This is a genomic window from Paenibacillus oryzisoli, assembly GCF_050467285.1.
Classification (GTDB): domain Bacteria; phylum Bacillota; class Bacilli; order Paenibacillales; family NBRC-103111; genus Paenibacillus_E; species Paenibacillus_E oryzisoli_A.
On sequence record NZ_JBCMUN010000006.1, the window covers coordinates 707501 to 720271 of the forward strand.

General features: G+C 53.7%; 6 protein-coding genes. 5 read left to right on the forward strand and 1 reads right to left on the reverse strand.

Annotated features, from left to right (window positions below):
• The first annotated feature begins 88 nt into the window (after positions 1-88).
• The 5 genes from ABE504_RS11895 to ABE504_RS11915 all read left to right on the forward strand — a co-directional run bounded on the left by ABE504_RS11895 (position 89) and on the right by ABE504_RS11915 (position 10612).
• Entirely contained in the window at positions 89-3154 is a 3066-nt protein-coding gene (locus ABE504_RS11895) for a response regulator (protein WP_430088393.1), read from the forward strand.
• On the forward strand, positions 3135-4265 hold the full coding sequence (locus ABE504_RS11900; RefSeq protein WP_430088395.1) for a response regulator: 1131 nt from the start codon (positions 3135-3137) through the stop codon (positions 4263-4265). The genes ABE504_RS11895 and ABE504_RS11900 overlap by 20 nt, the downstream gene beginning before the upstream one ends.
• Positions 4266-4386: 121 nt before the next feature.
• The gene (locus ABE504_RS11905; RefSeq protein ID WP_430088397.1) at positions 4387-8286 is read left to right on the forward strand and encodes a hemoblobin-interacting domain-containing protein; all 3900 of its coding nucleotides are present in this window, start codon (positions 4387-4389) and stop codon (positions 8284-8286) included.
• A 186-nt stretch (positions 8287-8472) separates the two neighbouring features.
• Entirely contained in the window at positions 8473-10395 is a 1923-nt protein-coding gene (locus tag ABE504_RS11910) for an LTA synthase family protein (protein ID WP_430088399.1), read from the forward strand.
• Positions 10385-10612, forward strand: coding sequence for a hypothetical protein (locus ABE504_RS11915; RefSeq protein WP_430088401.1), 228 nt, complete (start codon positions 10385-10387; stop codon positions 10610-10612). Before ABE504_RS11910 ends, ABE504_RS11915 begins: the two co-directional genes overlap by 11 nt.
• A gap of 710 nt (positions 10613-11322) precedes the next feature.
• Here ABE504_RS11915 and ABE504_RS11920 read toward each other — a convergent pair.
• Positions 11323-12516 carry an ROK family protein gene (locus tag ABE504_RS11920; protein WP_430088403.1) on the reverse strand — a complete coding sequence of 398 codons (1194 nt, stop codon included), beginning with the start codon at positions 12514-12516 and terminating at the stop codon, positions 11323-11325.
• Positions 12517-12771: the final 255 nt, after the last annotated feature.

Here is a 12771-nt window from a genome sequence, read left to right on the forward strand (position 1 = left end):
TTGCACCTATCGTGCGCGAGGACAATGTTATGTCTAGCCCCTCCTCGGTGAAATCGTTATAATGCTTGATAGAGAGGAGCCGCATGCGATGAACAATTATTGGCTCAAGCTATTCGTCAGTTTCATTTTCATCACACTTCTGCCTGCGATCTGGATCGCCAGCGAGCTTCACGGCGTGCGGACGAAGCAAGCGCCATTGGCTTCGGGCGGCGTTATAGATCTTCGCCAAGAAAAGGCGTTGTCGCGAGGCGAGATCCGGCTGAACGGTGAATGGCAGCTGTACGAGGGACAGCTGTTAACATCAGACCGTGACGCTGCATCACGGCCTCCGCCGCTTACGTTATCTGTACCAGGCGTCTGGAACGATATGGAGGGGCTCCAAGGGGGATTAGGGACGGCGACTTATCGCCTTCGTCTTCTTCTGCCCAAAGGCACAGAGGGTATTTATGGGATTCATACGACGAATATACGAATGTCCAGCACGATTTTTGTGAACGGCAAAGAAGTGGGCGGCAGCGGTCGTCCTGGATTCCAGCGGTCGAACACCATTTCGGGCAATATGCCGTATGTCAGCTACTTCCAATTGGAAGGGGACGAGGCGGAGATTTACGTTCAAGTGGCAAATTACAGCTATGCTACCGGCGGCATTATATCCCCGATTTGGTTTGGGACGCAGGAAGCGATCGCCCGGTCACGCGAGATCAATTTGTTTGAATACTGGATGACAGCGGGTGGCTTTTTAATTCCGGCGGTGTTTTTATTGCTGTTCTTCCGGCTGCGAAGGCGGGAAGCGCCTTTACCGCAGCTTGGCGGGTTTTGCGTCTCCTGCCTCATTTTTGTGCTGACGCATGGAGAGAAAGCGGCGTTGGCGCTGCTTTCCTTAAATTATGAAGAAGTGCTGCGGATCCAGTTAATTTCATCCGCGTTTGTCTACTATTTTTTGGCTCGGTATGTGGTGCTGCTCTATCCGCATTTCGGCATCCGGCTGCTGAATCGGTTGATGCTGCTCGTGACGTTGGCGCTGACGTTGGCGGGGATTGGGCTTCCGACCTCCCTGTTTTCACGTTGGGAAGCGCTCCTGCTGGTGTGTTCTTTCCTGTCGATCGCCTATGTCATCTATGTGCTGGTTCGGGCAATCCTCACACAAGGAGCGCAGACGCTTGCACTGGCGGCCAGCATTCAAAGTGTGATGGTGATGCTTGCGGTGTATTTGCTTAGCGGGTTTGGACAACTGGAGAACCAAACGTTCCTTCCGTATGCGATTCTTGTCTTCAGCGCTTCGCAAGCGTATCTCATTGTTGAGCGATTCTCCGAGCTGTTCAGGCATGCGGAGCGAATGTCGGAGCGGCTGCTGCGGCTTGATGAGCGAAAAGACGAATTTATGCTGAATACCTCCTACGAAATTCGGGAGCCCTTGCACGGCATCGTTAACCTTGCACAGGTGCCAGACGGCCTGGAAGGACGCGAATCGCAGTCTGAGGAACGCCTGGATCTTATTCAGGGTATTGCCCGACGGTTGTCTTATTTGGTCGACGATCTGATCGATTTCAATCTATTAAATAGTGGTGAAGCCAACTACGATGCTCGTATCGTGAATGTACAGTCTGTGGTTCGTACGGTGCTGGATATGTATCCGTCTGATGCGAACAGCAGATGGGTGCTGGAAAAACTGCCAGAACGCCCACTTCTTCTGATTGCCGATGAGCGGCGGTTAGGGCAAATTGTGCATAATCTGATTGCTTATGCCATGAGTCATATTCGAGACCGTGTCGTGCGCCTGACGCTGCAGGATGAGAATGGCCAAGTGACATTCGCCATCAGGGCGCCAGGAATCGGTAAAGCGCTGGACATTGAACGGGAAGAATCGGAGTTCTATGCAACGGATGAAACAGCGGCGGAATCGGCGGAGCGCGTGCGATTGTCGGTAACGAAGAGGCTGATCGAGCTGGGCGGTGGCACTTGGCGAACCGTCGAAGCGGACGATGACGACGAAATGTTGTGCATCTCTTGGCCCGCTGCTTCCGAAGCGGAAGGGCATATCGAGAGACACGCGCCAAGTGGCTGGATGTCGTCGGATGAGGCAGGCGGTATACGCGCTTATGCGGCGGCCAGCGAGGAGGCTGCTGCATTCGAGGATGGGACAGAGCGAGGGGCTCAAGGCTCCATCTTGATCGTCGACGACGATCGACTCGGCGCTCTGGCGATGGGGCAACTGCTAAGTGATGCATGGGTCTCGTGCAGGATTGCCGAGAGCGGGGCAGAGGCACTGGAGCTTCTCACCGATGCCGGCCGGTTTGACCTCGTCATCGTGGATTTGATCATGCCGGACATCTCGGGGATGGAGCTGGTGAGGCGCATTCGGGAGCATGCGATGCTGTCCGAGCTGCCGATTTTGCTGCTGAGCGAAGGACGGCGTCAGGAGGAATCGCTGGTTGGGTTTCGCGCGGGCGCCAACGATATCCTGGTGAAGCCGTATGAGGTGGCGGAGCTGAAAGCTCGTGTCGGCACCCTGCTGCAGCTGCGCAGCTCGATCAAAAATCTCGTGCGCACAGAGACTGCATTCCTGCAGGCACAGATTAAACCGCATTTTTTGTTTAATGCGATTAATACGATTATGACCGTCTGCCGGCTGGAACCGCCACGGGCCGAGGAGCTGCTGCTTCAATTAAGCCGTTATTTGCGCGGCAGCTTTGATTTTGGCAACCTGGCGCAAAGCGTACCGCTGCGCAGCGAATTGGAACTGGTGAGATCCTATTTGGCGATTGAATCGGCCAGATTTGAAGATCGGCTGCGGGTCGAGTATGACATTGAAAGCAAGGAATGGATTGGCGTGCCCCCGCTGTCGATTCAGCCGCTTGTCGAGAACGCTGTACGGCATGGCATTATGCGCAAGCCGCAAGGCGGCACGATTCGTATTCGCGTCATGGACGGCGAAGGCGTGTGGCAAGTGGCGGTGGAGGACGATGGCGTGGGGATACCCCCGGACAGGTTGGCGGAAATCAGTGCAACCGGCGGCGTCGGACTAGCCAACATTAGCCGCAGGCTGCGGCTGATGTACGGCGAGCAATTGCAGATTGAGAGCTGGCCTGGGGAGGGAACCCGCGTCAGCTTTATCATCCCGAAGGGTGTGGAGTATGAAAGCGATTCTAATTGATGATGAACGGCATGCGCTGCTGCAACTGCAATGGATGCTGGAGAAAGAAGCGGACATTGAGATCGTTGGAGTCTATCAACAAGCGGCTGAGGGATTGAGCCATCTGTCGCGCGAGCGGGTCGAGCTCGTATTTCTTGATTTGGAAATGCCGGGTATGGGCGGGCTGGAAGCTGCAGAAACGATCGCAGCGCTGGATGACGAGATCCGCGTCGTGTTCGTGACCGCTTATTCGACGTATGCGCTCGAGGCTTTCAACGTCAATGCGCTGGATTATGTACTCAAACCGATTGATCCGAGCCGCTTTGCGACAACGCTCGAGAGGGTGCGAAAGTCGGTTGCGAGGCAAGCGCGGGACCGGAAGGAAGCGAGCCCAACTTCGGAGCAACCCGCTATCGAGCTGTTTGGACACTTGTCCATTCGGGGAGCTTCCAATCAACCTCCGCTCAAGTGGCGTACGCTGAAGTCGAAGGAACTGTTTGCTTATTTGCTTCAGCATCGGGAGGTGTGGCTGCCCAAAGATGTGCTGCTGGATGAAATTTGGCCCTCCTATGAATTGGACAAAGCGACGTCGCATTTGCACACGGCTATTTATCAAGTAAGACGCATGCTAAAGGAAACAGGGCTTGGCGGTGCGCTCGACTTTTCACTGGAAAGCTATCGCTTGCACGGCGAAGGGCTACGTACCGATGTGGATCTATTCCTGCAGGCGGCCGATGCGGCTTCGCAAGGCGGGCTTGTTGAACCGGAGGCGGCTGCGGCCTGGGAGCTATACAGAGGGCATTATCTTGACAAAGAAGACTACCCTTGGGCAAAGGCCAGAAGGGAAGAACTGCTCCAAAATTACGTCGTTTTAACGATGAGGCTCACCTCTGCCGAACGCGCAGCGGGATCGCTCGATACGGCATTGCGGCGCGTCAGACGCGCTCGCGAGCTGCATCCGTATTCGGAAAGGCTGGCGAGGGAACAGCTTGCGTGCTTGGCTGCGATCGGCGATGCGGAGGGCTTGCGTGCAAGTTATGCCGCCTTTTGCCAGCTGATGACGGAAGAAATGGGGACTCCGCCTACGACTGAGTTTCAAGACTACGGACAAGCGTTAATTGATGGGCTGTAATTGAGGTTTCGCGTCACAACTAGGTCTTGAGTCATGCATGTTCAGAATTCGTTCAGCGCTCCCTGTTATAGTTATTTAGTCTCAAAAAATGACAAACTTCGACGGGGAGATGGAAGCGGAAATGAAGCTGCATATCGCATGGAAGAAGGCGCTGCATCTGCTGTTGGCGCTTGCCCTTGTGGTTCCGGGTTTGCTCTGGAGCCAGAGTCAGACGTATGCATCAGGCCCAGCCTGGCGTGATATTAAGTCAAATGCCGATAGTGGTGCAAGCTATTTAGCAGGGGAGAACGGCAAGCTCTATTTGCTGTATGGAAATAAAATCTTAGTCAGAGGGGCGAGCGACGCCAATTGGTCCAAGCTGGTTGATTTGCCAGCGAATCAATTTACGCAAGCGTATAAGCTCGTAGTGCGAAACGGTGATTTCTATATTCTCGATCGCGGGAATGAGAATGCGCTTCCTAACGCTATTCCTTCTAAAATTATGAAAAGTGTGGATAATGGGCAAACCTGGACGGATGTGCCTGGGCCTGCCGGCGGTTTTTCAACGTTAAACGGCAACTTCGTGCAATCGATGTTTTTCGATACGCAGGGGAATTTATACGCGGTTAGTATTTTTTTACTGTATAAGCGCGATACAAGTGGGACTTGGACGATAATTGCGCCGAAGCCTCCAGAAGGCGGCTATCAATACAGGTATACAAGCGCAGGCGTGGATGCATTAGGCCATTTGTACAGCATTATGATGAAAACGGATGGAATGAGTTCAACGGCTGCTGTGTACGCGTACAACAGTTCGACTTGGAATCTCGTGAACGTAACGCTGTCTGGCGGCAATATGACGATGTTTGTCGATGCCGGCGGGGGAATCCATATTGCAAATGGCAGCACGAACTTCATGCTGACTTCAAAGCCCCATATCTACACCTTTGACGGTTCTTCGCTGGATAATACAGCTACAACGAGCAATTCGAACTGGACGATAGGCGGCGTTGTTTTCGATGGTGAATACTATTACATTTTGGATTATTCCAGCGACGGAATCATTCGGACGACGAGTCCGACATTCGGTAATCTCAAGTCGCCGCCGACGCTTACGGCGGATACAAGCGACAATGATACGGCTCACGACATTGAACTGACCTACCCGGAAGATGCCGACTGGCAGAACGCAATCACAGCGGTTGACATTTCGCCTAGCTCACCTTCCGCGCAAGCGAATTGGACGCAGGCCGACAAGATCACAATCACTGGCTTGACGAAGGGAGGAAGCTATACAGTGAAAGTCAAAGCAACGGGTTACAGCGATGCGTCGGCTGTACAAACCGTGAGTTTGGTGCCTTCGGTTTGGTACGATATTACGGCAGACAGTTCGATGTTGGCGCCTGTTCTTTCAGTGAGCGGCGTGGTTTATGGCGTTCAATTGGGAGAGGAGGGACTCTTTTTCCGAAGCGAGTCCGACATGAGATGGCAATCCCAGGGTTGGCCGCCGCAAGAGGAGTTTGGCAGTGTATATACATATGTAGCACGCGGAAATGATCGATACATTGGCGATCTCATCGATCCCATGACGCCTAACAGCATTGTCGTACGGATCAGCGCGGATAGCGGGTCATCTTGGTCTTCTTATCCGCTGCCTCAAAACGCAGTGACTGATGGGGCGTTAAATCCACTGACAGTTAGCCAGACAGGTGCCGTATATTTGTTTGGCAGCAAAAACCTGTTTAAATTGGACGAAAGCCGCAACTGGTCGCAGATCCCTGTGCTTCCGGATGCAGGCGACGACAAGTTTGCGTATACAGGGGTCGCTGTAAATGCAGCGGGTACGGTGTTTGCCAATATTCGCAAATACAATTCGCTGCAGCCGCTTAACAACGCAGCAAAGCTTTATAAATTAGACACCTCCGGAAGTACGCCGCAATGGGTAGTTGTGGCCGACAGTCCAAGTGCTATGATGAATCTGTATACAGATACCGCAGGGGGTATGCACGCGACGACAGGTGCTGTGTTGTTTGGAGAAACGCCGGGCGCGTATGTGTACCAACTCGATGAGAATGGTTTTACCCAAGCTGCAACCCTTGACAGCCTGGTTCAGGCGAAATATGGCGTAGCTTATGAAAATGGGTACTACTATATCGTGGATGGGGACGATTACCAAACCATCCGTACCACGAACCCCAACTTCAACACAGGCTTGGCCTCGCCGGCGCTGACGGCGGACACGTCTAATAATGATGATGCGCATCTGCTAGATCTGACATTTACAGACGATGCCGACTGGCGCTCCCAGATTACAGGCGTGACTGTTAAAAAGAGCGAAACCGTCGTAGAGGCGACGTACCAAGTGTCACCGGGGATGCTGCACATTACGCAGCCGCTTGAGGCCGGAACCTATACGATTGAGATCGCAGCTGCAGGATATAAAAAATCGATTGTTCAGCAAACTGTGTTGATCACATCGCCGACGCTGGTGGCAGATTCGACGAACAACGACACGGAGCATGACATCGAAATTACGTTTGCGGACAATGGTATTTGGCGCAATGCGGTAACAAGCGTTGTTTACAACGGTCAGACAGCGGACAGCAGCGCGTATGTGCTATCTGAAGGGCTGCTCCTATTCAAAAAAGGAACATTTCAAGCAGGGGCAGTAACAATCACGATGAAGGCTGCCGGGTATCCGGATGCTTCGGTGACGCAGGTTATATCGGCTGTTGAGCCGCCGCCGGACTATTCAACGGGTCCTGGAACGGACTCTTCGAATAAAGAAATCATACAGATTGATGTGCTTGGCGGCTCAAGCAGCGGCAGCGTCGTCTCTCAAGCCGAGATCGTACGGACAAAAGATGACAAAGGACTCAAGCACGATCAGGTAAGCTTGACTTCTGACCTGGCGGCTCGCGCCGTCGAAGCGCTTCAAGCATCCGGCACGAGCCAAGCGGTAATCGTCGTACCGGATACGAAAGATGAAGTGGCTGACGTTCAGGTCTCCTTGCCTCGCGAAGCGCTGGAGAAGCTGACGAATGCCGGTGTTGGACTCACCATTGAAACGCGCGGCGCGTCCATTCAGATTCCGGTTGCCTCGTTGTCGGCTTCGAGCGGGGACTTGTACTTCCACGTCGTCCCTGTCAAAGACGCCGCTGCCCAGCAGGAAGCGGGCGAACGAGCTAAGGCTAACGGCAGCTCCCAGGCTGCTGAGGCTGCTGTCGTCGTCGGCAGGCCGATGACGATTGAGACGAACCTGCAGTCCCAGCCAGTTCAATTGACTTTGCCTCTTGGCGATTACACGGCGGACAAAAATTCTCGCTTGATGGTTTACATCGAGCACAGCGACGGAACGAAGGAATGGGTGAAAGGGGAGCCGGTTTCGGATGATGCAGGCAAACCGGCAATCCGCTTTACGGTAACGAAGTTCAGTACCTTTACCATCATTGATGCCAAGTCAGCTCTGCCGACGCAAGCTTACATCGAGGGATACGAAGACGGAACATTCCGTCCGGAAGCTGCTGTCACACGCGGGCAACTGGCGGCGATGCTGGACAGACTGTACGGGAACAGGGCCGCAGCGACTGATGCCAAAGCACCTGCATACGGGGACAGCGCGCAATTTCCCGCATGGGCGGTCAAGGCGATCTCGGTGATTTCCGCACTTGGCTTCATGGACGGCTATGAAGATGGTGAATTCAAAGTGGATCGCGCGGTCACACGCGCAGAAGCTGCTGCGATTTTTGCCAGAGTATCCGGTCTGCAGATGGCGAAATCGGTACCAAGCTTTACAGATACACAAGGCCACTGGGCTGCGGGAGCCATTGAAGCGGCAGCGCATGCCGGCTTGCTGGACGGCTACGAAGACGGCAGCTTTGCACCGGATCGGGAGCTCAGTCGTGCGGAAGCCGTGACGATGCTGAACCGTGTCATCGGGCGTCCGGCCTTGACGGGCAAAGCGCAGCTGTGGTCGGATGTGCCGGTAACCTACTGGGCGTTCGGGGCCATTCAAGCGGCAAGCTCGAGCGTTCAGCATTAGACGGATATTTGGATATACATCAAATAGGAACGGCCCCTTTCCGACATGTTCGGATGGGGGTCGTTTTACGTATGCGCAAATTGGAAATTGGCGGAAATATGCTCACAGTTCGGAGCGAATTGTGTTAAAATGGAGAAATTGAAATCTTACTCTTACAGACTAACATGAGGTGAACGAGGCTTGTATTTGCAATCATCACGAAGACGCTCCGCATGGCAAGCGCTCCCCGCGCGGCTTATGCTGGGCCTAACCCGGAATGGGCTTCTCGTTTGGACGTTTGCCGCCATTCTGCTCAAATCGCAGCTGCTCCTGGCTGCGCTGCATGCGCCGGACAACCAGGGGCTCAGCATTTCCAACATGTATTTTACGGTGCCTCCGGTACTGTCGCATCTGATGTTTATTGTATTCTGGATCGCGATCGGGCTTTTCTTTCGCAGCCGTGGGCGCCGCATCTATCTGTTGGCGTTCAACGCACTGTTCAGCATCGGATTAATGTGCGATCTCATCTATTACCGCGCTTATGCGGCATTCCTATCGCTGCGCTTCGTGCTGCATCCCGCCGGCTTCAACCCGCTCGGGCTTGATTTGTGGTCCTATGTCCGGCTGTTCGACCTGTGGTTTGCCGCTGATTTGCTCGTGCTCGCGATCTACGGGCTGATCCGCCTTCGTGGACGCAGCAGCTACAGCGGTGGTTACGGCGGGGGCTATGGCAGCAGCTACGGTTACGCTGGCTACTCCGCGCGCACGGATGGCAAGCGCCGCCGGCCGGTGCTGGCGGCGGTGTTGATGCTGCTGGCCGTGGGCGTCGTCGAAACGGAGCACTACCGCATCGACGTGAAGAATGTCACGAACCGGCAGATGCTTTTCTTCAATTTAAGCTGGGCGCCGTTCCAATCGATGTCGGATATGTCGCCGATCGGCTACCATCTCTATGACGGGCTTCGCTTGTTGGGTTCGAACAAGATGAAGTCGCTGACTCCGCAGGAAGACGGGGAAATTAAAGCGTGGCTCAGCGCCAACAACGAGCATTTGCCCGACAACGCCTACAAAGGCAAGTTTCAAGGGAAAAACCTGTTCGTGATTCAAGTCGAATCGTTGGAAGCTTTTGTTCTGAATCAAAAAGTGAACGGTCAGGAGATTACACCGAATCTGAACCGTTTGATGGGGAATTCGCTGTATTTCTCGAATTTCTATGAGCAAGTGAATAACGGGACGTCCTCGGACAGCGACCTGATGACGACGACGTCGACGTATCCGATCCGGTATGGCGCGAACTTTTTCCGCTATCCGACGAATACGTACCATTCCCTGCCGAAGCTGATGGCTGGGCTGGGTTATCAGACCGTATCCACGCATTCCGAGCCGGCGGGCAGCTGGAACTGGGTGGAGGCGCACCACAACATTGGCTACCAGACGAGCTGGGATCTGCGTCAATACAAGGTCGATGACGTCGTAGGCCTCGGTCTTTCCGATGAGTCCTATCTCCGCCAGCTTGGGGAGAAAGTGGGCTCGCTGCAGCAACCGTTCCTGCTGCACGTCATTACGCTGTCCAGCCACGGGCCGTTTGACATGCCCAAAGCGACCAAAGAACTGCAGCTCGACCCGGCGTTCGACAGTTCGATCATGGGCGCGTATTTCCAGGCGATCCATTACACGGATAAGCAGATCGGCGCCTTTTTGGATAAATTGCAGCAGCTTGGCCTGCTGGAGCAATCGGTGATCGCCATTTACGGAGATCATACGGGTGTTCATAAGTATTATCAGGATCAGGTGGACGCGATGCCGCCGATGGAAAACGAAGCTTGGCGCAAGCATACACTAAAGCTGCCGTTTATGGTCTATCAGCCAGGACTAGAAGGGGAAACGATTCCGACGGTTGGGGGCCAGATCGATACACTGCCGACGCTGGCGTATTTAATGGGTGTCGATTCGAGCGCTTTTGCGGGGACGGCGATGGGGAAAGTGCTCGTGAATACGCAGCGCGACTATACGATGCTGAATGACGGCACGATCGTGGGCACACCGCCGACAGAAGCGGACAAACAGCATCTGCTCAGCGCGTTTCATATCGCGGATTTGATCCACGAGAGCGATTATTTTGCAAAATAAATTGCGTTTGATGAGTCCTTCGGTACGCCGAAGGGCTTATTTTCATGACTTTGGTGAAGACGAAGCTAAAATAAAACCCGTTCTGATACCCGCACAGCTCGGCGCGACCGAGGTGTCGCGGGAGGCGTGGCATGTGGTCGGCTTTACCTACGACGGCAAGCAGGCGGTCGCCTATCTGGACGGCGTGCCGGATGCGCGCGAAACGTACAATCCATAGGACGCAGCTCCAAAATGAAGAAAACCGCCATCCTTATTGACAATTCTCGCTTTATTGATTAATTTGCCCGGGGTTCCGCCAAACTTGACTACCATAAACACATAAAAAGAACATAGCAGCAACTAATGTATATAAACGGGAGGGGAGCCGAGTGTAATCGAAACACTTAGCGAAAACCGATATAACAAGACAACGGGAATCCCGATAATGAGAAGGTCCAAAAGATGCATGCCCACTCTCTGCCAAAAACCTATATAAGTGATCTCCCTGCTTCCATTTCCGGTTTCGTTCATGTACGCCTCATCTTTGTAAGATAGATAATACAATTTTTGTGAAAATAAATGCGATAGCTGCCTCGGAGCGAAAAAATACGGCACAGCGGATTAGCCGTACCGTTTGTTGACACGAAGCTGGCATTTCTCCAACCAAGTGAGGGAGAAGAGCGGACCACTCGCCCCCTTACCTGCAAAACCTACAGGTTTTTCCTCCGAAAAGGGTCAACCGAAGGGAACAACCTGTAAAACCTACATCAAAATCGCCTCAGTTGGCCCATTTTTCCCGAAAATAGGGGACAGGCCGCGATTTAACTGTACAAACTGCAGGTTTCCTCGCGAAATTCGCTGATTTTGCTGGATTTGCTGTAGGAAATGCAGGTTCTCAAGATTAGCGTGAGCCCGGACGGTGATCTTACACGTCAGCAGGCGCCGCCCCTACTCCTCCTGCAGCGAATACGTGATCACGGCGCTCGGCAAGTGGCGGATGGCCATGGAGACGCCGCCGTGCGCGACACCGAGCTCGCCGAGATCGGAGCAGTAGATTTCGAGATGCTGGAGGAAGCGCTCCGGCACCATGTCGTGCAGGGTCTTCCAGATCGCGCTCAGCAGCGGCTCGCCGAGGAGGGCCAGCAGTCCGCCGATGCAGATGATGCGCGGGTTGTAGGCGTTCAGGACGTTGGCGAGGCCGATGCCCTGGTAGTGGCCGAGTTCGCTCACCGCAGCGATGATGCGGGTGTCGCCTTGCTGCAGGCCGCTGACGATGTCGGCGAACGGTAGCTGGGGCTGCGTCGTGTCCAGCATATCGTAGAGCGCCTTGACGGAGGCGTACATTTCCCAACAGCCGCGGTTGCCGCAGGAGCATTTTTTGCCGTTCATATGAATGGTGGAATGACCGAGCCGCCCGGCTGTCCCGGTAGTTCCGGTGAACAGTTCACCGTTGTTGTACACGCCGACCGAGAGTCCCCACGAACTGGAGACATAGACGAGATGATTGGCGGTGCGAGCCCGGCCGAATTGCACTTCGCCCATGGCGCCGGCATATGGCGTAGGGTTGATGTAAAACGGCAGATCCGGGAATTGCTTCTCCAAGCTGCCCAGCAGCGGAAAATCCGTCCACGCTTTGAGATTCGCGCTGTACTCGACGACGTTAGCTTGTGTATTGTAATAAATCGGAATGACGATGCCGACACCGACAAGGCCAAGCACGCGATGGGCATGTATATTCTTCAGCTCCGCGAGCAGCCGGCCAATTGCATCCACCACTGGCTGAGGCTCGCTGCAGGACATGGCGTAGATGCGGCTGTCGAGCTTTTTGCCGGAAATATCGGTAACCAGCACGGTGAATTGATTGACCTCAATGTCGATCCCGACGCAGATACCCGCTTGCTCGTTCAGGTCTACGAGTGTCGGTGGGCGGCCTCTGGATGTGCCGGTGGTGCCAAGCTCGATGACGAGACCTTTTTGCAGAAATAAGTCTACACAGCTCGATACCGTCATTTTGTTCAATCCGGTAATGGCGGCGATTTTGGCCCGGGAAATGGGGCGATATCGGAGGATGGTTCCAATGGTATGCTCCATATTAATTTTTTTCACAAGATCGAAATTGCCGATCGGCCCCTTCGCATTCATGGCGATCCCACCTTACTTGTAAGCCGAAATGGTTTATTTAGTAAAAATATTATACAAATAAACCGAGGATGTCAAAGGAATTATCGTAATTCAAAAAAAGATTGACGATGCGAAAAGCTGGTGCTAATATGAAAATCAATTCAAAGCCGAGTAAAACGGTGTGAATTTAAGTTAATATTGAGAAATCGACCAGATGACTGGAGATTCCTGCAATTATTCATCCCGATGGATGAAAATGGCGGGATTTTTTTGTAT